Source organism: Caulifigura coniformis, assembly GCF_007745175.1.
Classification (GTDB): Bacteria; Planctomycetota; Planctomycetia; order Planctomycetales; family Planctomycetaceae; genus Caulifigura; species Caulifigura coniformis.
The window spans coordinates 1,098,284-1,119,090 of sequence record NZ_CP036271.1 but is presented as its reverse complement, the minus strand read 5'-3'; the positions used below and the strand labels follow the sequence as shown (position 1 = coordinate 1,119,090).

Genomic DNA, 20,807 nt, shown 5'->3' with positions numbered 1-20,807 from the left:
GAGATCATGACGTCCCGATTCCGGATCTGGCTGACTGTCCTGAGCGCGTTCCTTGTCCTTCCATCCGGCCCGGTGCAGGCCTGTACGACGGCCGTCATCAGCGGCCGCGCGACAGCCGACGGCCGGCCGATCCTGTGGAAGAACCGCGACATCAACACCACGAAGAACGAGGTCGCCTTCATCACCAGCGGCAAGTACGCCGTCACGGCCCAGGTCAACGCAGGGGGAAAACGGTCGATCTGGATGGGTGTGAATTCAGCAGGCCTGTGCATCGAGAATTCGATGTGCAAAGACCTGATCGGCCCCAAGGGAATCAAGGGCCCGGGCAACGGCGAGTTCATGCTCCGGGCGCTGCAGAACTGTGCCACGGTTGATGAGGTCCAGCAGTTCCTCGAGAAGACGAACGCCTCCGGCCGGACGACCAGCGGAGCCTTCGGTGTCATTGATGCTCAGGGAGGCGCCGCCCTCTTCGAGTGCGCTTTTGACAAGTATGTGAAGTACGACGCCAACGATCCGAAGGTCGCCCCCGAAGGCATCATCGTCCGCTCGAACTTCTCCTGCACCGGCCAGGGCATTCCCTCTCCGCCCCCCACTGAGAAACTCGGCGCGCTCTACTCGGCCGAGCGTTACAAGCGCGCAGCGGCCATCCTCATTCCTGAAGCGGGCAAGGTCGATGTGAAGCTGCTGCTGCGGGCGTGTGCACGGGATCTGGCCAGCGCCGACGGAGTCCCCTATGCCGGCACGGTGAACGGTGCTCCAGGCGAACTCCCCGAATTCATCCCCACGACGAACACCATCAGCCGGACGAGCACCGTCTCCTGGGCCGTGTTTCATGGTGTCAAAGCCGGCGAGAACCCGCTGCTGACGACGATGTGGGTCGGTCTCGGCGACCCGAAATTCTCGGCCGCGGTCCCCTGCTGGGTCGCCACTGGCAGCGTCGCCGAAGAACTCTCTGGCAAGGAAGGATCCCCGATCTGCCTGGCCGTCAACGAACTCCGGGCCCGGTTCTACACCAAGGAACCCGACGGCGTGCGCACCCGCGGCCTCGAGCAGGTCTGGCGGACCCTCTGGCCGCTCGAAGACGAACTCGTCGAGCGGACGGCTGCCAAGCTCTCGACCTGGCGGGAATCGGGGGTCGACCCGCAGTCGATGCAGGCGCTCCACACTTCGGCCTCGGAGCAGGTCCTGGCCAACGTCAAAGGACTGCTGCAGGCGCAGCCGGCCCCCGCGGCCGTCCCCGCCCGGACTCAGTGATTCGCGGAATAATCCGACGTCCGGATCCCTGGACAACGGTGGAATCGCCATTTCAGGTTCCCGCGCGGAAGGCACGCGCAACCACTCACGCAGGGTGGAGGGAACATGAACACGATCGCATCCAATCCGTCACGCACCACAGCCGTAGACCGGGAATCTGCGTGCCCCGGATCTCCTGACCGAGCCACGCTGCCCGACGACGCGGCCTGTCGAGAGGTCCATCAGGCCCGTTCGGTCGGTTCTTCTTCAGCGACAAGGGCTTCCAGCCTCCGGCGTAACCCCCGAGGCTGCATGCCAGAGCGTCCCGCAAGGCCGGGAGCTGCCCGGAGGACTCCGCCGCTATCATTTCCCGGAACCGGGGAGGAAGGGCGAGAAGGACAGACCACCCCCTGCCACCGGACTTCTTGCCTCAAGCCATCGTCCGCCGGTCAGAAACGGAAAGTCCGATCGACCGTCGGCGAACGTGCCAGGGGGACGGTGCATTGACGTTCAGGAGCGGCGTCCCGTACCACAGACTGCTACGATGCCGCTCCATCGTCCGACTGCTCCCTCCACCTGTTGCGCTTCATGACGCCTAAAGAAGTCCTGGCTCTTTGCCGCCGCGATGAAATCCGTGCTGTCGACCTCCGGTTCATGGATTTTCCCGGCACGCACAAGCACTTCACGATTCCCGTCAAGGCGCTGACGGAAAAGAGCTTCGAAGAGGGATTCAGCATTGACGGCTCGTCGCTCCGCGGATGGCAGGCCATCAACGAAAGCGACATGCTCGTCGTGCCGCAGGCCGAAACCGCCTACGTCGATCCGTTCATGCAGTCGACGCTCGCGATCACCTGCAACATTCAGGATCCGATCACGCGCGAAGCGTACGCGAAAGACCCGCGGAACGTGGCCCGCAAGGCCGAGATCTACATGAAGTCGACCGGGTTCGCCGACGCCGCCCAGTTCGGCGTCGAAACCGAGTTCTTTGTGTTCGACAGCGTGCGGTTCGACCAGAACGAGCACGAGGCGTTCTACCACCTCGACAGCGTCGAAGGGGAATGGAACCGCGGAAAAGGGTCGACCGGGTATCACATCCGCCGCCGCGAGGGATATTTTCCCATGCCCCCGGGCGACACCCTGCAGAATCTCCGCACGGAGATCATGCTCAAGCTGCAGGAATGCGGAGTGGAGGTCGAGGCTCAGCACCACGAAATGGCGAGCGGCGGACAGTGTGAAATCGACCTGAAATTCGCACCGCTGCTGCAGACGGCCGACCACATCCTGCGGTCGAAGTACGTCATCAAGAACATGGCCGCCCGCCACGGCAAGACAGCGACCTTCATGCCCAAGCCGATCTGGAACGACAGCGGATCGGGCTGCCACATGCATGTGTCGCTATGGAAGGAATCGCAGAACCTGTTCCACGGAAGCGGCTATGGCGGCCTGACCGAAATGGCGATGTTCGCCATCGGCGGTATCCTCAAGCACTCCCCCGCCCTGTTTGCGTTCTGCTGCCCGACGACCAACAGCTACAAGCGCCTCATCCCGGGCTTCGAATCGCCGATCAATTTGACCTACAGCTTCCGCAATCGTTCGGCCGCGATTCGCATTCCTGTCCACAGTTCGAGCCCGGCGACGAAGCGGTTCGAGTTCCGGTGCCCGGATTCGTCCTGCAACCCGTACCTGGCGACGTCCGCCCTGTTGATGGCCATGCTGGACGGCATCCAGCACCGCATCGACCCCGGCCCGCCGCTCGACAAGGACATCTACGACCTCGCGCCGGACGAAATGGAAAGCTTCCCGAAAGTTCCGGCGACGCTCGAAGAATCGCTCACGGCGCTCCGGAATGACCACGCGTTTCTGCTGCGGGGCGACGTATTCACCGAGGACGTGATCGATACCTGGATCTGGTACAAGCAGACCCACGAGGCCCAGGCCCTTCGTGAACGGCCCCATCCGTGGGAATTTGCGATGTACTACGACGTGTGAGGACTCCCCTCACCTCGCAGGATGTCGCGGCCCGACAGGCGGCCCGCTGAAGGGGCCGGCGAACTCGATGTCATTCGTACTCGACGGCGAGATCGATGTTGCCGAATCCGCGACCGGCAAGCCGGAGGCCGCGAGCCCACTCCCGGCCTGGTGGAAGCGTTCGCTCTGGTGGACCGGGCGCGTCGTGCGCGACGGGTTCGGGCTCGCCAGCGTGATCGTGCTGCTCGCCGTCCTGGCCGCGATTCCACTCCTGAACTTCGCCGCCCTCGGCTACCTGCTGGCGGCCGAAGGTCGCGTCGCCCGCGGCGGCCGAATCCGCGATGGCGTCCCCCTGCTCGAGATCGCCCCGCGACTCGGCTCGATGGCGCTGGGCCTGTGGCTCTGGACGTTGCCGCTCCGTTTCGTCGCCGGGGCAGTGGCCGATGCGCAGCTGATCGCACCCGGAGGCGAACATCATCGACGTCTGCTCAATCTTCAGACGATCCTGTGGGCAGCGATTTCACTGCACCTGTGCCTGGCTCTCGCGCGCGGCGGAAGCCCGGGCTGTTTCGTCCGCCCGATCAGGAACGCCCGCTGGCTGTGGAAACAGCTTCGCTCCGGTTCGTACTGGAGCCGCGCTGGCGAACTCGTCAACGAGTTCCTGGAACCACTCCGCTTCGGCCGGCATTGGTGGCTGGGCGTGCGCGGGTTTATCGTCGCCTTCGCCTGGCTCTTCGTTCCGAGCGCCCTGCTCGCAGCCCTCAGAAGACTCGAGCCCGGCCCAGGCCTCACGACGATCGCCGGCGGACTGCTGCTGGTCTGGGTCTTTGGATGGATTCCTTTCCTCCAGGCACGGTTTGCCGCCGAACAGCGGATGAGAACAGGGTTCCAGCTGAAATCCGTGCGAGAACTCTGGCGTCATGCGCCGCTGGCGTGGCTGTGCGTCTGCATCGTGCTCTATGTCCTGTCCCTGCCGCTGTACCTCTTCAAAGTCGCCCTGCCACCCGATGACGCGATCTGGTTTGTGACCCTGATCTTCATCGCCAGCATTCTTCCGACACGGATTCTGACGGGATGGGCCTATCGCAGGGCGGTCAGAAAACAGGCCGAAGGGCAACGAGCGCATCTCCTCGTCCGGCTGGCGTGCCGGACGCTGCTGCTGCCGCTTCTGGGCCTGTACGTGTTCCTGCTCTTCTTCACGCAGTTCATCGACGAGCACGGCAAGCAGGCGTTGTTCGAGCACCACGCATTCCTGCTTCCCTGGCCGGGATAGACGAATCTGATCTCGGCGCTCAGCAGGAATGGTTCACCGATGAAAAAGCCTGATCCGTCTGCAACGGATAGAACGAGTGGAGCGATCTGACCGCAATCGGCATCACGCGACGGTGTCGCATTCCTGACAGAATGGTCGCTCTTGAGACAGGCCCGTGATGAAGAGTGCGTTCCATGCACACTTCGGTCGACGAATGAGATAAACTCCGGTTGATGCGTTTTCGGGAAGCAGCCCCCGCCGACGCGCTGGAGACCTTGCGGGATTGGTGAAAATGCGCGCGAGTCTAGGCCTGATTGTCGCATTGCTGTGTAGCGAATGCTGCGCAGATGAAGTCCTGTTCGAACGGGACGTCCGGCCGATCCTGAAACAGCATTGCTTCCACTGCCACGGTGAAGAGGCGAATCCGGAATCGAATCTGGACCTGAGACTCGTCCGAACGATGCTGAAAGGCGGAGACTCGGGACCGGCCCTGGTCGCCGGGGATCACAAGGCAAGTTCCCTCTACCAGCGGATCGTCAGCGGAGAAATGCCGCCCGAGAACAAGGGCACGCTGACCGAACAGCAACAACAGACGCTGATCCAGTGGATCGACAGCGGCGCAAAGACCGCCCGGCCAGAGCCGGAAGTTCTCACGGGCCCTCTCATCACCGAGGAAGAACGCAACCACTGGTCCTTCCAGCCGATCGTCCGGCCGTCGCTTCCGAAGGTGAACGATGTCGCCCGCGTTCAGACGCCGGTCGACCGCTTCCTCCTCGAGAAGCTCGAGAAGGAGGGATTCACGCTGGCCGATGAGGCCTCCCGAAGGACGTTGATCCGCCGGCTGACGCTGGACCTGTGGGGCGTCACGCCGACGCCCGAACAGGTCCAGGAGTTTCTCGCCGACACGTCGACCGACGCCTATGAGCGGCTCGTCGAACGTCTTCTGGCGAGTCCCCGGTATGGCGAGCGCTGGGGGCGTCACTGGCTGGATGTCGCGGGTTACGCCGACAGCGATGGCTATGGTCCGGAAGACGTACAGCGGCCGCACGCGTGGCACTACCGCGACTACGTCATCGAAGCGTTCAACAAGGATTTGCCGTTCGACCAGTTCATTACCGAACAGCTGGCGGGCGACGAACTGATCACCTCACCGTTGACGGACCTCACGCCCGAGGACGCAAGGCTGTTGGCAGCAACTGGTTTTCTGCGAATGGCTCCCGACGGCACTTCGGCCAAAGTCGATAACCCGAACCTGGCGCGCAACGAAGTGATGGCCGAGACGCTGAAGATCGTTTCGACTTCGCTGATGGGCATGACGGTGGGCTGCGCACAATGCCACGACCATCGCTACGACCCCATTCCCCACACGGATTACCACGCGTTCCGGGCAATCTTCGAACCGGCCATCGACTGGAAGAACTGGAAGACTCCGGCCCAGAGGCTCGTCTCGCTGTACACCACGGCCGATCGTGAAGCGGCGGCAAAAATCGAAACGGAAGCGAAGGCTATCGAGGCCGCACGGCTCGAAAAACAGAAAGAGTTCATCGCCGCTACGATCGAAGTGGAGCTGAAAAAGTTCCCGGAAGAGGAACGTGAGGCCGCCCGCAAGGCGGCGCATGCTCCCGACAAGGAGCGAACTCCAGAGCAGAAGGCCCTGGTCAAGAAGTTCCCGAACCTAAACATCTCGCCGGGATCTCTGTACCTGTACGACCGCAAGGCGGCCGACGCTCTGAAGAAGATGCAGGACGAAGCCAAGGCCATTCGCGAGAAGAAGCCGGCTGAGACGTTCCTGCACGCCCTGGTCGAACCGGCCGATTCGAAAGCGAAGACACACCTGTTTCATCGAGGCGACATCGATCAGCCGAAGCAGGAACTGAAGCCCGGCGGACTGACGGTCGTTTCGCTGAACACCGGGATGTCGCCCATCCCGGAAAAGGATCCTTCACGGAAGACGACAGGCCGGCGTCTGGCACTGGCTCAACAGCTGGTTGATCGCCGGCATCCGTTGACGTCGCGGGTGCTCGTTAATCGCGTCTGGCATCACCATTTCGGACGCGGAATCGTTTCGACTCTCGGAGACTTCGGCGCCCTGGGTACGAAACCCACCCATCCTGAACTGCTCGACTGGCTGGCTGATGAATTCATGAGCAGCGGCTGGAGTATGAAATCGCTGCACCGCGTGATCCTGCTGTCGCAGGCGTACCGTCAGACCAGTGACGCGCCGGAAAAGCTGCGAGATTCTGATCCCGACAACTTGTTGCTTGGCCGGGCGCCTGTCCGCCGGCTCGAGGCAGAAGCCATCCGCGATTCGTCGCTTCTGGTCAGCGGCCTCCTGAATGAGGCGGAATTTGGGGCTCCCGTACCGGTGATGGCGGATAATTCAGGACGCTGGGTGCTGGGCATTGAGAACCTGAGTGCAGGTCGCCCCGGCCCGGTGATCCCGCTCAAGGGGGAAGAGTTCCGCCGGAGCGTTTATGTCCAGGCCCGGCGGAGTCGTCCCCTGGCGGTTCTGGATACGTTCGACTGGCCTTCGATGGCTCCCAACTGTGAAGTGCGGCGGGCCTCAACGGTTCCGCCTCAATCGCTGCTGCTCATGAACAGTGACTTCGTCATTGACGTCTCGAAGGCACTGGCGAGCCGCGTGGCGGGGAAGTCTCCCGATGACGCGGCCGGCCAGGTGTCCTATGTGTGGAGCCTCGTCTATTCCCGCCCTCCGCAAGCCGTCGAGGCGGCCACGGCGCTGACGTTTCTTGCGGAACAGGCGGAGCACTTCCGCCAGCAGCCGGCGAAGAAGGGAGAGGCGATCGCCGAGACGCCCGAGGCCGAGGCAATGACGTCTCTCTGCCAGATGCTGCTCAGTTCCAACGAGTTCCTGTACGTCGACTGACTTTGCTGGAGTTCCGTCTGCAGACCGCTCGATGCAGGCCCGACGCCAGAACTGCACCGGAGTTTTCCCCGATGAATCTTCATCAGCACACCCGCCGGCATTTTCTCGCAGGCAGCTCGCTCGGGCTGGGCGCCACGGCACTGTCGTGGATGCTGCAGCGGGACGCGGCTGCAGCGCCCGCGAAGCCGGAAGTGCGGACGTTCGACACGGTTCCCCGGTCGCCCACAACGCAGGGGAAAGCCAAAGCGATGATCTCGCTTTGGATGCAGGGGGGACCGAGCCATATCGACCTGTTCGACCCGAAGCCGGAAATGGCGAAGTGGGACGGCAAGCTCGTGGAAGGCGACTTCAAGTTCGACGACGTCGCCAAAGCCAGCACGCGGATGTTGCATTCGCCCTGGAAATTTAAGAAGCACGGCGAAAGCGGGATGGATTTCTCGGAACTGGTGCCGCACATGGCCCAGTCAGCCGACGACATCTGCATGATCCGCTCGATGCAGACTGGTGTGAACAATCACGGGCAGTCGATCCGCGCGCTTCAGATGGGACGGATCGATGAAGGTCGGCCTGCACTCGGTGCTTGGCTGACGTACGGACTGGGATGCGAGGCGGACAACCTTCCGTCGTTCGTTGCCCTGATCGACCCGGGCCAGCTGCCGGTCATGGGAGTCGAAAACTGGCAGAACGGATTCCTGCCCTCCCTGTACCAGGGAACAGTGGTCCGCCCGACAGAGCCCCGGATCCTCGACCTGACTCCCCCGACCCGGCTTGCGGGGGCGGCGCAGGAGCGTTCGCTCGAGTTGCTCAATTCCCTGAACCGCAACCACCTGAAACGGCATCCGGGACAGACTGACCTTGAGGCCCGAATCTTCAGTTACGCGCTGGCCGCGAAAATGCAGACGGCCGCGACCGAGGCGCTCGATCTCTCCCGTGAATCGAAGGCGACGCAGGAGATGTACGGCATGCACGACTCCAACAAGACGACGGCCGACTTCGGCGCGAGATGCCTGATTGCCCGCCGGCTCATCGAGCGCGGCGTGCGGTTCGTGCAGGTCTATACGGCGAATCAGCTGTGGGACCATCATGGCTCGATCATCAGCCTGCTCCCGAAGGCGTGCCTGCAGGTCGACAAGGGATCGGGTGCGCTGGTGGCCGATCTCAAGCAGCGCGGCCTGCTGGACGAAACGGTGGTGCACTGGGGTGGCGAGATGGGCCGGCTGCCTGTCATCGAGCATGACGAGGGCCTCGCCAAAGCTGGACGCGACCACAACACCTATGGCTTCAGCATGTGGGTCGCGGGCGGCGGATTCAAAGGAGGCCACATCCACGGCGCGACGGACGAGTTCGGCCACAAGGCGGTCGACAACGTCGTGAATCACTACGACTATCACGCCACGCTGCTGCACCAGTTCGGCATCGATCACACGCAACTGACCTTCGAACGGAACGCCCAGCAGAAGTCGCTCACGGACGGCCAGCCGGGACGAATCGTGCAGGAACTCCTGGCATAGAGGATTGCTCAGGCAGGCTTCACGTCGGCCGCTGATCGTCGAGATCTTCGGAGAAGCCGCGGTCCACTTCACGGATCGCGGCTTCTCCTGATTATCGAGCCGACTTCACGCCGATCCGGAATCTTCACCACCGCGCGAGGCCGAAAGACTCGGATGTTCGCACGTCCGCCCGCCGCGTCGAGATTTCCGGCTTCCTTCGCAGCCGCGGACTACAATCACTCCACCTGAATCGGCCCCTCGCAACGCGAGCGTGCCCCGTCATCGACTTCCAAGGAGTTCGAGATGTCCCGCGTTGTCCAGTTTCATCGCACTGGAGGTCCCGAAGTCCTGCAGATCGACGAAGTCGACGTTCCGGCTCCCGGAAAGGGGGAGGTCCGAATCGCGGTCAAGGCCCTGGGACTGAACCGGGCCGAAGCAATGTTCCGCATGGGGCAGTACCTCGAAGACCCGCAGTTCCCCTCGAAGATCGGGTATGAAGCCTCCGGAACGGTCGAGGCCGTGGGACCGGGGGTGAGTGAGTTCAAGGTGGGCGACTCAGTCAGCACAATCCCGGCGTTCCCCCAGGGCAAGTATGGCGTCTATGGCGATGTCTGCCTCGTCCCGGCCACCGCGGTTGCGAAGCACCCGGCATCGCTGTCGTGGGAAGAAGCCACATCGATCTGGATGCAGTACCTGACGGCCTACGGGGCGCTTGTCGACATCGCCGGTCTGAAAAAGGACGACGTCGTGCTGATTCCCGCCGCGTCGAGCAGTGTGGGGATCGCCGCGATTCAGATCTGCAACCAGGTCGGAGCCACACCGGTCGCGCTGACTCGAACCGTCGATAAGCGCGAGGCGCTCCTCAAGCACGGCGCGCGGCATGTCATCGCAACGCAGACGCAGGATGTCGTCAAAGAAGTGCAGGACATCACGGGAGGAAACGGAGCCCGGATTGCATTCGACCCGGTCGGCGGGCCGATGGTCGAGAAGCTGACGGCCTGCCTTGCAACGCACGGCATCCTGTTCGAATACGGCGCCCTCAGCACGGAGGCGACTCCTCTCCCCCTGTTCCCGACGCTGGCGAAGATGCTGACGATCCGCGGCTACCTTCTGTTCGAGGTCACGTCCGATCCGGACCGCCTGGCAAAAGGGAAGCAATTCGTCTTTGACGGCCTTGCCTCGGGAGCCCTCAAGCCAACGATCGCCAGGGTCTTCCGCTTCGACGAGATCGCGGAAGCTCACCGCTACATGGAATCCAACTCACAGATCGGGAAGATCGTCGTGAAGGTCAACTGAGGCGCGTGAGCGCGGCAACCTTGGTGTGACGACTGACAGGCCTTACCCTCTCGAAGTCGATTCTCGCCTGGGGCTGCTGCACATGACGTTTCTGCCGCGTGATCCTTTCCAAAAGCAACTGTTCGCCTGCTTCCTGGTTTTCTTCGCCGCAAGTTGCATCGCGCCGCCGAACGTTGAGTTCATGCTGATGCAGCATGTCCCGACCATCGCTTCGCTGGTGTTGCTGGTCTATGTCGTCAATCGCCTCGCCCTCAGCCGGCTGAGCTACTCGCTCACGATCCTGTTCCTCGTGCTCCACACGATCGGCGCGCGGTATCTCTACTCCAACACCCCTTACGACCGCTGGGCGTACTGGCTGACGGGGCACACGATCAGCGAAGTGTTCGGGCTGACCCGCAATCACTACGACCGCGTCGTCCACTTCTCGTTCGGCCTGTTGATGTCGGCGCCGATCCAGGAACTGGAACAGCGATATCTCAAACTCTCGCTGACGATGTCGTGCGTGCTGGCGATCGAATTCGTCATCGCGATGAGCGCGATCTATGAATTGATCGAATGGCTGGTTGCGGTGACCTTTGCTCCCGACTGGGCCGAGTCGTTTCTCGGGCAGCAGGGAGACCCGTTCGATGGGCAGAAAGACATGGCCCTCGCGACGCTGGGAGCAATCATTTCCATCGGAGCGATCGGCCTGATGGGGGGCCGGCGACACTCTCCACTCCCCGAGCCGCCTGTCCTCCCGGCGGCGGGAATTCCCCGCGTTTCGCCGAAAAACTAAAATTGGACAACGACATCCTCTTTCAGATCGGCGATAATCGCGTTCGCGGCCCTGTGTCACCGAGTCCCGGAGGCCGGGAGGTGAATGCGATCCCCTTCGTGGACGATCGACCGGAGCTGGAGGAATGGGACGATGCGGACGATTTCGACGTGTCTCTGTCTGGCGCTCGCGATTCTGACGGGCAAGATGCTGCGCGCGGCGGAAGGCTTTGACCTGCCGCCGGTCTCCTACAGTTCCGCTGCGGCGGAGAATCCTGTCACCGCGCTCCAGACGCGAATCGACTCAGGCCAGGCCGCGATGAATCACGATGACCGCCTGGGCTACCTGCAGTCGGTGCTTGACGAACTGAAGATCCCGGTTGATTCCCAGGTGCTGGTCTTTTCGCAGACCAGCCTGCAGCGGCATCTCATCACTCCCGAAACTCCCAGGGCGATTTACTTCAACGACGACGTCTACCTCGGATACTGCAATAACGGAGAGGTTCTGGAGATCTCGACGGCCGATTCGCGACTGGGCACTGTGTTCTACACCTTGAACCAGCAACGGGCCGGGAAACCGCAGATGATCCGGCAGACGGATCAATGTCTGCAATGTCATCATTCTTCGCGCACCGAGAGCGTGCCGGGGCATCTGGTGCGGTCACTGTTCGTCGGCAAGAGCGGCGTCCCGATTTACTCGGGTGGGAGCTATACGGTCGACCACACGACACCTCTCGAGAACCGCTGGGGCGGGTGGTACGTCACGGGGACGCATGGCGACCAGAAGCATCTGGGGAATCTGGTCGTCCCGACCAGCGATGTGCCGGCGACCGTCGACAACTCGACCGGGCACAACCAGGCCGAAGTTCCTGCGAGCGTCCTGAAATCGGCCTACCTTTCACCCCACAGCGACCTCGTGGCACACCTGGTGCTGGATCACCAGGTGCTGGTTCACAATCGCATCACCAGGGCCAGCTTTACCACGCGGCAAGCGCTCGCGGCCGATGCGGAGATGCGGAAGATCCTTGGCGAGACGGAGGACAAACTGCTCGACAGCACGGTGCGGCGAATCGAGAACGCTGGCGAAGACCTTGTGGAAGCAATTCTGTTCGTCGATGAAGCGAGACTGACATCTCCGGTCACTGGAACCTCCGGGTTCAGGGAGTCGTTCTCCCGTCGCGGCCCTTGCGATTCCAAAGGACGCTCGCTGCGAGACTTCGACCTGACGACGCGGATGTTCAAACATCCCTGCAGCTACCTCATCGGATCGGAGTCGTTCCGGAAGTTGCCGGCTGAGATGCTGCGATTCGTCTGGAGTCGGCTCCACGGAGTGCTCGTCAACGGGGACGATGCGAAGAAGTACGCGCATCTCTCCGCGAACGACCGGAAGGCGATCGTCGAGATCCTGGTCGAGACCGAGCCGGAGTCAACTGCGGACTGGCGCGGCGTTTCGACGGAATGATCGCGGGACGCATCAGTTGCCTGCTTTCCGATTCCTCTCTTCGGCCGACTTCCGGATCAATTCCTGTGCCAGCTTGAGACGTTCGGGCCACACGAACTTCGGCGCCGTCGAGGGCTCGTAGCCCTGCAGGTGCCCGGTCAGGCGAGTCGCCGGCTTCGTGTATTTGAGCTCGGTGTCGCCGAAAACTTCGCGGCAGAGGGCGGCCAGCCCGGGGTCGTATTCGAGAAGCAACTCTCGCGTATTGACTTGGTTGTGATCGTGATCGTTCAGACGGTTGTTGTCGAACCATGACTGCACGCCTTCCGCGAAATACTCGTGGTGGTTCGTCGAGGCGTACTTCCCCTTCCAGAGGCCGGCTTTCATGGCCGAGTCGTAGGCTGACCTGAGGCGGGAATCGAACGTGGGATCCACATTCGCCAGCCCGCGAAGGTGGATGTTGTGGGCGAATTCGTGGATCAGGATGCACTCGGTCGAGTACGGATCGCCCGGGTAGCCGAGCAGGTTTTCCTCGGCACAGGTGCAGAACGGATCCGATGAACTGCCGCCGAGGCCGCGGGCCCGCGCGTCGATGTAGTCTTTCGGCGAGACCTGAGGAAATTCGGGACGTGGAATCTCTGCCAGCCACGCGAATTCAGGCTGATCGGTCGTGAACTCGTTGTGCGCGAGGATGCAGAGCCGCGAGCCACTCTGAATCATGGCCTCCCGGAGATCGGGCCGTTTCGCGAGAAGCAGGTCGACGAGCCACTCAGCCTCCTTGAGGGCATACGGATTGACCTTTTCGGAGGCGACGATGGGATAACCGCCGGCGGAGATGCGCTGGGTGTAAAACGGCGGGATCCCATCGGGTGTGCGTGGATCGAACCGCACGGCCTGAACCGGAACCTTGCTTGTCACGATCATTTCCCTGCGGTCGGCCTGACCGACGATGGCGAAGCGATGCCCAGGCGTTGTGGTGATGATCGAGTTCTTGCCAGGCGCGACCGAGCCATTGGGGACCCGTTCGGCGTCCGACTTGATCCAGAAGATGTCGACCGTCTGATTGCTGCCGTTGATGATCTGCAGCCGGGGCCGCTCGGCGTGGGCGGGAGCGACCATGGCTGCAAAAAACAGGAGAGCGAACCGGGCCGTCATTGGGAAACCGCCTGTGCAGGAACAGGGAATGGGCAGCGACGCTCATTGCACCTGTCGCCGCGATCCGACGCAACGGAGTGCGGGTCACGGCGGAGAGGGGCGCAGAAAAAAAAGAGCCCGCCATGAAGGCGGGCTCGTGATTCAACGCAGAGCGGCGATCAGGCCGCTTCTTCGAGCGGCGTCTCTTCGGCGACGACTTCCGCGTCTTCGCCGTAAACCAGTTCGAAGATCTGGTCGGCCGCCTCTTCGAGATACGCGCGGATGTTTTCGCTCTTCGTCTGCCCCATCAGGGCCTCGAGGCCCGTGATGACGCGATCGACTTCTTCGCTGGTGATTTCTTCGTACTCGTCCGCGTTTGCCTGAGCGATGTGAATGTCTGCCATGTTCCAGCCTCCGTGCCGGGGAAAAATTTCTGCTTGTCACCCGCGACGGGAGTCCGTTCTCCGCCGCCGACGACCTGCTCTCCTGTTTACTTGCTGCGAGACTTCTTCGCGGCCGGCTTCTTCGCGGCCTTCGGCCCGGTAGCGGCCGTCTTCTTGACGGCCTTCCCGAACACCCGATCCCATCCCGTTGCAAATTTCTTCGATGCGCCTGTGTGAACCGTGTAACCCGTCATCTCACTCATCCTTCATTGGGCCACCGCCGGAACTCCAGGGGGCCGAAAACCTACCATGCGCGGCGGAGTGCCGCCAACATCATTTTTCTCGGTCATCGACGACTGATGTGCAAGCCAGTCTCTGCCGGAATTCCGCCGGGCGATCGTTCCCCTCGGCGGAACGACCGCGGTTCAAGTCAAAAGCCGCTCAATCGCACGCCACGGCTCCAGATAGACGTCGACCGTGAGCCCATCGACCGTCGGCTGAGCGAGGCGCGTCGCGCCGTCCACGGCCGGCCCATCGCTCACGAGCGTCTCGAGTACCCGTTGCTGTCGCTCGACAGTCCATTCCCGGGCGATTTCCGGACGCCCGGCCATCACGGCCACGGCGGCGGCGAGGGCCATTGCGCCCCAGTTGCTGACACCCGCGAGGATCGTATTGCCAGTGGCAATTCGGCAGGGAAGCCAATCGGCCTGTGGCCCTTTGAGCCGGCCCGCGATGTCTTCCCACGGAAGAGAGCCCAAACCGATTTCGTTCCCGCCATCGCCGACGCCGATTGTCGCCGGCGGATCTGGCAACTCGGCCGCGAGATCAAAGAGGCGATGCAGCGGAGCGGTCAGTCGATCGATGATCTCGCCGCGCATGTTGTGGCAGTGATCCCGATGCCCGGGCGGGACGCGACGCTCGAACTCGGCGGCGGTGAGGGCGGCCGAACGTGGTTGCCGAAGGACGGAGGCAACGGTGTGGCTGGGGCCGACGCGTTCGATGGCGATCAGGTGGTCGAGGGAATGCCTCGCGAAGAAGGCGGCGACCCAACGATCGGGGAATTCTTCCGCAAGCGGCATCGCTTCGACGCAGCCGTCCGGCAGGCCGGACGCGGACGCCGCCACACGGAGGGCTCCAGCACAGACATCGTCCGTCACGAGCACGACTTTCCGTCCAAGGCGATGCAGCACTTCGCCGAGGAGGGCGGCCCCGAGCGGTCCATCGGTTTCGGCGATCGGCCCGTCGGGGAACGGGACGGCGAAGCCGGTGATGATGGCGACTGCGCCGGGGCGGTCGAGCAGGCTGCGGGCGGCGCGGGCGAGATCGCCCTGTCGCCAGTGCGCGGTGTCCTTGCACAGCAGGCCGCGGCCGGCGTGGTCGCAGCGGATGAGTTGCTCGATGTCAGCCAGCAGAGAGTCGAGGTCGCGCACGGTGCAGAGTCAGGAGAAGTAGAAGCGTCTCAAGCGCCTTCGACCGCGTCCCGCCGCTCGAGGGGGGCGGGCATCGGCGGGATGTCCTCGGCGGGACGGTCGACGAACGTTCCGGGCTTGATCTGCGGGCCCGTCTTATGGGCATCGAGAATGCGATGCAACTGGTCCGCGTCCATGACTTCGACTTCGATCAGCTCGCGGGTGATCTGTTCGAGGACCGGCCGGCGGCGTTTCAGAATGTCGCGGGCCGTCTCCATGCAGTCGTCCACGATCCGCTTCACTTCGAGGTCGATCTCGCGAAGAGTGGATTCGCTGTGGGCGTAGTCGGCCGCACCGCTGCTGGAACCTGCCAGAAACGCGGAGCGCTTGCTCTCACGGTAGTTCACGCGGCCCATCTTGGGGCTCATGCCGAACTCCATCACCATCCGGCGGGCAATGTCGGTCGCGCGTTCGAGGTCGTTGGACGCTCCGGTGGAAGTTTCCTGGTAGATGGTTTCCTCGGCCGCGATTCCGCCCAGCATGGTGCAGATGCGGTTCTGCAGCTCGGTCTGGGTCACGAGATGCCGGTCGTCTTCCGGCCGCTGCATCATGTAGCCGAGGGCCCCCATGCCGCGGGGGATGATCGAGATCTTGTGAACGGGATCGGTGTGCGGGAGGCTGCAGGCGACGAGGGCGTGGCCGCTCTCGTGGTAGGCGACCCGCTGCTTTTCGTCCTGATGGATGATGCGGGACGATTTTTCGAGGCCCGCGATGACGCGTTCGATGGCCTCTTCGAGTTCGCGGCTGGAGACGGCCGGTTTGCCGGCCCGGGCCGCTAAAAGTGCGGCTTCGTTCACCAGGTTGGCGAGGTCGGCTCCAACCATTCCGGGGGTCAGCTTGGCGATGCGGTTGAGGTCGACGCCTTCTTCCAGTTTGACCTTGGCGGAGTGGACGCGCAGGATCGCTTCACGTCCCTTGTAGTCGGGGCGGTCCACGAGCACGTGTCGGTCGAACCGGCCGGGACGCAGGAGGGCGGGGTCGAGCGTTTCGGGACGATTCGTGGCGCCCATCACGATCACGCTCTGGTCGGACGAGAAGCCGTCCATTTCGACGAGCAGGGCGTTGAGCGTCTGTTCGCGTTCATCATGTCCGCCGGGCATGCCGCTGCCGCGGACCTTTCCGAGGGCATCGAGCTCATCGATGAAGATGATGCTGGGGGACCGCTGGACAGCCTGGGCGAACATGTCGCGGACGCGGGCGGCGCCGACGCCGACGAACATCTCGACGAAATCGGAGCCCGACAGGCTGAAGAACGGGACGCCCGCCTCGCCGGCGACGGCCTTGGCGAGGAGCGTCTTGCCGGTTCCAGGGGGGCCGACAAGCAGGACGCCGCGGGGAATCCGGCCGCCGAGGGCCTGGTACTTTCCGGGGGTTCTCAGGAACTCCACGATTTCGCGGAGTTCTTCGACAGCTTCATTGATGCCGGCGACATCGTCGAACGTCGTTTTGACATCGTCGTCGGCGAACAGCTTGCCGCGGCTGCGGCCGAACGACATCGCCGCGCCTGGCCCTCCGAGCTTGCGGAAGAAGAGGATGAGCGCGATGACGGCCACCAGCATCATCACCAGCGGCAGGAACTGGACCCACTCGGTTTCGGCGGGGGAGCCTTTGTACTTGATCAGCTTGCGATCGAACGACCGCATCAGTTCCTCGATGGTTCCCTGCGGGACGCCGAGGAGCTGGACGCGATACCGCTGAGCGGAGCCGAGCGGGCGCGGAGCGGGTGGGAGACCAGTCGGCTGGTCCTCGGGATCGATCTTTGCGGGTCGATCCTGGAAGACGAGTTCCGTTGGTGAGAAGGTGGCCTCGTAGACGGTGTCCGGGGTCCAGGTCTTGTTCTCGAGTCCGACCTTGAATTCGGACAGTGAGATCTCGCGGCCGCGACTCTGTTTCTGGATCCATGCCAGGACCGTCGTCACCAGCAGGGCGGCGACGATCAGCGTCCAGAAGGAGGCGGAGGAGCCTTTTTCCCCGCGAGGGCGGCGCTTTTGAGGAGGCTCGGGACTTTTCGTCGGTTCCGAAGGCGCCATGAATCGTTCCACGCGGCGGGGATTGCTCCCCAAACGCAGCGGGGAACACTTCACTCTAGGCGGGGATTGTAACGCGGTCAAACTGCCGCGCGGCCCCGACGGCCCCCGGAAGGGTCAGGGCGACCGAGGAGGGCGCGTGTGAGGGTGGTCCCGTACTTCTCGCCTCTTCTCCCCTGCAAATCCTGGGAGGGCGCGCGCCGAACCCCGGTTGCATGACCGGTCCTGAAGACGCGCTCGCGTGAAATGGTGTGTGACAGGTTTCCCGTGACCATGGCGTTCCTCCCTCCACCCTACGGGGGTGGTTGCGCGGGAGCGTCCGTGAAGGGTTCTGGCCCTGGCCCCCGGCCCTCTCCCCGCTGATGGTTGAATGGGAGAATGAAGGCTAACTGCGGGGAGTGGGAGGGCTCTGTGACTGCCTTCGTTACTTCCTGGCGGGGAGATTCTCGTGGAGGTAGCGGGTCATCAGGTCGTAAAAATGGCGCGTCGTGCCCGGCCCCTCGGACAGGGAGTGCGAGCGGTTGGGATAGGCCATCATGCTGAACGGCTTGTTGTGCGCGACCAGTTCGTTGATCAGCACCTCGGCCCCCTGGTAGTGGACGTTGTCGTCGCCCGTGCCGTGAATGACGAGGAGGTTCCCCTTGAGGCCTGCGACGTGACTGATCGGGGAGCCGCGGCGATAGCCGTCGGCATTGTCCCCGGGCGACCCCATGTAGCGTTCCTGGTAGATCGAATCATACAGCCGCTGGTTGGGGACACCGGCGACGGCGATGCCGGTGGAGTAGACGTCCGGGAAGCGGAACATTGCGTGGAGCGTCGAACTTCCACCGCCGCTGTAGCCCCAGATGCCGAGGCGGGCCGGATCCGCATAGGGCCACATTCCGAGGAGCTTCTTCGCGGCGCTGGCCTGATCCTGCGGGGGGAGGATGCCGACCTGTCTGTAGACGCACTTCCGCCATTCCCGGCCACGGGGGGCGGGGGTTCCGCGGCTGTCGACGCTGACGACGATGTATCCCTGCTGCGCGAGCATCCAGTACCAGAGCCCGCGCTGGCCGGGCCACATGTCTTTCACGGTCTGCCCATGCGGCTCCCCGTAGACATAGAACAGGACCGGATACTTCGCGTTGAGATCCATTTCGGGGGGTTTGATCGCCCAGGCATCCAGCAGCACGCCATCGCCGATCTCGATGCGGAAGAACTCCGTGGAAGGCTTCCTGAGGGCGGCCAGTTTCTGGTTGAGCTTCTTGTTCTCGACGAGCATGCGCACCCGTTCGTGGCCCGGGAGCTTCACCAGATCGACCACCGGCGGATCGGCGAAGGTGGAGCGGGTGTGGATCGCGAGAGTTCCGTCAGGCGAAATGTTGTAGGCGTGCCATCCGGGCTGATCCTCGGGGGTGATGCGTCTGGCTTCTCCGCCGGCGAGCGGAGTGTGGTACAGGTAGCACTGCGTCGGATTCGCGGGTGAGGCGGTGTAGTAGACGCCTTGCTTTTCACCAGCCGAGAGGACGCTGATCACATCCGATTCGCCCTGCGTGATCGGCGTTTGCGACCCATCCTGCGGGTTGGTGAGATAGGCCTGTCGCCATCCGGTTCGTTCACTGAGCCAGACGTCACGTTCGCTCCCATCGATCCAGTCGATCTTGTTTTCGTTCTCGAGCCAGGCCGGATCTGTTTCGGCGAACGCGACCTTCGCCACGCCCGTCTTCGCGTCGGCCATGAACACGCAGTTGTTGTTCTGAAGTCGATTGAACTGCTGGATCACCAGGGAGGCGGAGGAGGGAGTCCATTCCATCTGCGCCAGATAATATTCACGGCTGTTTCCCGGGATGTTCATCCAGCAGGTCTTGCCTCCACTGGCCGGGACGACGCCGATGCGGACCGCGGAGTTCTGTTCCCCGACTTTCGGATAGGGAATCGGCGTCGTGGTGGCGTAGAGGCCTTCGGTGTTGTTGATGAGGTAGAAGTTGCGGACGCCGGTCGTATCGAACTGCCAGTAGGCGATGGACAGGCCATCGGGGCTCCAGCGATATCCTTCCCGCAGGGCGAGTTCTTCTTCATAGACCCAGTCGGCCGTGCCGTTGATGGTGGTGGCCGAGCCATCGCGTGTGAGCTGGGTGATGTTCGACGACCGCAGGTGCTGCACGTAGAGATTGTTCTCGCGGACGAACGCGACGTGTGAACCATCAGGGGAAAAGCGGGCGAACATCAGCGTCGAGGGGAGCGCGGGGCCGCCGACCTTGCGGAGATCGCGGCCCGCGATGTCGACGACGTAGTAGTCGCCGCGCGTGTTGGTGCGCCACACACGACGGCTGTTGGTGAAGACCAGAAGCTTCGACTCGTCGTTCGAGAACTCAAACCCATCGATGGCGATCGGCTGCGTCTGCCCGGGAGGGATGAATCCGTGACCAGGCAGGATGACTTCCTGTTCGCCTGAGGCGGGGTCGACGTAGACGAGGTCGCGTCCGACGCCGGCTTTGGCGCTGACGAACATGTAGTAGCCTGGCCGGCGCTTGCTCCAGGTGATCCGGGGAGCGGCTTCGCCGTCGAATTCTTTCGCGGTGAAGATGCGGTCGATGGTGAGGGTCTGGGCCTTCTCTTTGGCCTTCGCCTCGGCCTCGGCCTTCGCCTTGGCGGCGGCCTCGGGGCTGGGAGGCGTTTCGGGGGCCTGATCGGCCGCGAGAACGGGTCCGGCGCTGACAACGAGGGCCGAGAGAAGGAAGAGGAAATTCAGGCTGTGCATTGCAGTCGTCGGCGAGGATGCAGGCTCAGGTGGGACGTTTGAACGTACCGCGGGAAATGACCTCGGGGGAGCGCGATCGGGGGGGAAATCGGGCCGCGGAGCGGATCGGGGCACAAAAAAAGCCCGGCAGAGTGGACGTGCCGGGCTTCAGACCTGAACGCTGCGATTACATCTTCGCGTATTCGACGACCATGAGTTTGACCTCGGCGCCGCCGGATTTCATGTAGAGCTCGAAGGTCATGGCTTTTTCGGAGGGATGCTTCGTGACCGACCTGTATTCGACAGGAGTTCCGTCCGGGCCGGGGCCTTTGGCGGTCATCACCATCGTCTTGCCGGGTTCGGTCCAGTCCCCCTCGAAGAACAGCGGGGTGGCGCTCATCGAATCGACCCACACGCTGACGTACTTCTTTTTTGTCGGGTCGTAGGAATCGAGCCCCTGGCCGGTGAAGGAGCCGTCATCCATCTTGAAGTCGCTGGCGACCCACATGCCGTTGCAGACCGCCTTGAACTCGGACGTTCCAGTCTGGCCTGCGTTGAAGCCTTCCTTCACGGTGAGTTTCCATTTTCCGACGGCCTTCGCCAGATCCTGGTGTTCCTTGCCGGGCTTCGGAAAGTCCTGCGCAAACGATCCACCAGCAACCAGCACCACGGCCACGCAGGCCGCCAACCGGCAGATGAAACGATTCATCGGAGCGTCTCCATTGAGGGCCATCGGCATGCGCGGCACGTCGCCGCGA

The 20,807-nt window shown here is 63.1% G+C and carries 15 protein-coding genes; 8 read left to right on the top strand and 7 right to left on the bottom strand.

The window, feature by feature from the left end:
- Nucleotides 1-6 precede the first annotated feature (6 nt).
- The 8 genes from Pan44_RS04450 (at nt 7) to Pan44_RS04415 (ending at nt 12,341) form a co-directional block, all read left to right on the top strand.
- On the top strand, nt 7-1,254 hold the full coding sequence (locus tag Pan44_RS04450; RefSeq protein WP_145027651.1) for a C45 family peptidase: 1,248 nt from the start codon (nt 7-9) through the stop codon (nt 1,252-1,254).
- Between the two features lie 567 nt (nt 1,255-1,821).
- A complete protein-coding gene (gene glnA, locus Pan44_RS04445) occupies nt 1,822-3,222 on the top strand; it encodes a type I glutamate--ammonia ligase (protein ID WP_145027649.1) in 1,401 nt (466 codons plus the stop codon).
- Nucleotides 3,223-3,289: 67 nt separating this feature from the next.
- Entirely contained in the window at nt 3,290-4,474 is a 1,185-nt protein-coding gene (locus Pan44_RS04440; protein ID WP_145027647.1) for a DUF4013 domain-containing protein, read from the top strand.
- A 271-nt stretch (nt 4,475-4,745) separates the two neighbouring features.
- Nucleotides 4,746-7,340, top strand: a complete 2,595-nt coding sequence (locus Pan44_RS04435; RefSeq protein WP_145027645.1) for a DUF1553 domain-containing protein — start codon at nt 4,746-4,748, stop codon at nt 7,338-7,340.
- Between the two features lie 71 nt (nt 7,341-7,411).
- Nucleotides 7,412-8,851: a DUF1501 domain-containing protein gene (locus Pan44_RS04430; protein ID WP_145027643.1), complete on the top strand. Its 1,440-nt coding sequence runs from the start codon at nt 7,412-7,414 to the stop codon at nt 8,849-8,851.
- Between the two features lie 282 nt (nt 8,852-9,133).
- The gene (locus Pan44_RS04425; protein ID WP_145027640.1) at nt 9,134-10,126 is read left to right on the top strand and encodes a zinc-dependent alcohol dehydrogenase family protein; all 993 of its coding nucleotides are present in this window, start codon (nt 9,134-9,136) and stop codon (nt 10,124-10,126) included.
- Between the two features lie 25 nt (nt 10,127-10,151).
- Nucleotides 10,152-10,901: a DUF2238 domain-containing protein gene (locus Pan44_RS04420; protein WP_145027638.1), complete on the top strand. Its 750-nt coding sequence runs from the start codon at nt 10,152-10,154 to the stop codon at nt 10,899-10,901.
- A gap of 132 nt (nt 10,902-11,033) precedes the next feature.
- Nucleotides 11,034-12,341, top strand: a complete 1,308-nt coding sequence (locus tag Pan44_RS04415) for a hypothetical protein (RefSeq protein ID WP_197453843.1) — start codon at nt 11,034-11,036, stop codon at nt 12,339-12,341.
- A 12-nt stretch (nt 12,342-12,353) separates the two neighbouring features.
- Here Pan44_RS04415 and Pan44_RS04410 read toward each other — a convergent pair whose 3' ends face one another.
- The 7 genes from Pan44_RS04410 to Pan44_RS04385 all read right to left on the bottom strand — a co-directional run bounded on the left by Pan44_RS04410 (nt 12,354) and on the right by Pan44_RS04385 (nt 20,758).
- Entirely contained in the window at nt 12,354-13,472 is a 1,119-nt protein-coding gene (locus Pan44_RS04410) for a hypothetical protein (protein WP_197453842.1), read from the bottom strand.
- 158 nt (nt 13,473-13,630) lie between these two features.
- Nucleotides 13,631-13,855 carry a hypothetical protein gene (locus Pan44_RS04405; protein ID WP_145027636.1) on the bottom strand — a complete coding sequence of 75 codons (225 nt, stop codon included), beginning with the start codon at nt 13,853-13,855 and terminating at the stop codon, nt 13,631-13,633.
- A gap of 86 nt (nt 13,856-13,941) precedes the next feature.
- Complete coding sequence (locus Pan44_RS27245) at nt 13,942-14,088, bottom strand: hypothetical protein (protein ID WP_197453841.1); 147 nt, start codon at nt 14,086-14,088, stop codon at nt 13,942-13,944.
- 171 nt (nt 14,089-14,259) lie between these two features.
- The gene (locus Pan44_RS04400) at nt 14,260-15,264 is read right to left on the bottom strand and encodes a glutamate cyclase domain-containing protein (RefSeq protein WP_145027634.1); all 1,005 of its coding nucleotides are present in this window, start codon (nt 15,262-15,264) and stop codon (nt 14,260-14,262) included.
- A gap of 29 nt (nt 15,265-15,293) precedes the next feature.
- Nucleotides 15,294-17,333: an ATP-dependent zinc metalloprotease FtsH gene (gene ftsH, locus Pan44_RS04395; RefSeq protein ID WP_145027632.1), complete on the bottom strand. Its 2,040-nt coding sequence runs from the start codon at nt 17,331-17,333 to the stop codon at nt 15,294-15,296.
- 421 nt (nt 17,334-17,754) lie between these two features.
- A complete protein-coding gene (locus Pan44_RS04390; RefSeq protein WP_145027630.1) occupies nt 17,755-20,070 on the bottom strand; it encodes a S9 family peptidase in 2,316 nt (771 codons plus the stop codon).
- A 166-nt stretch (nt 20,071-20,236) separates the two neighbouring features.
- Nucleotides 20,237-20,758, bottom strand: a complete 522-nt coding sequence (locus Pan44_RS04385; protein WP_197453840.1) for a DUF1579 family protein — start codon at nt 20,756-20,758, stop codon at nt 20,237-20,239.
- Nucleotides 20,759-20,807 lie beyond the last annotated feature (49 nt).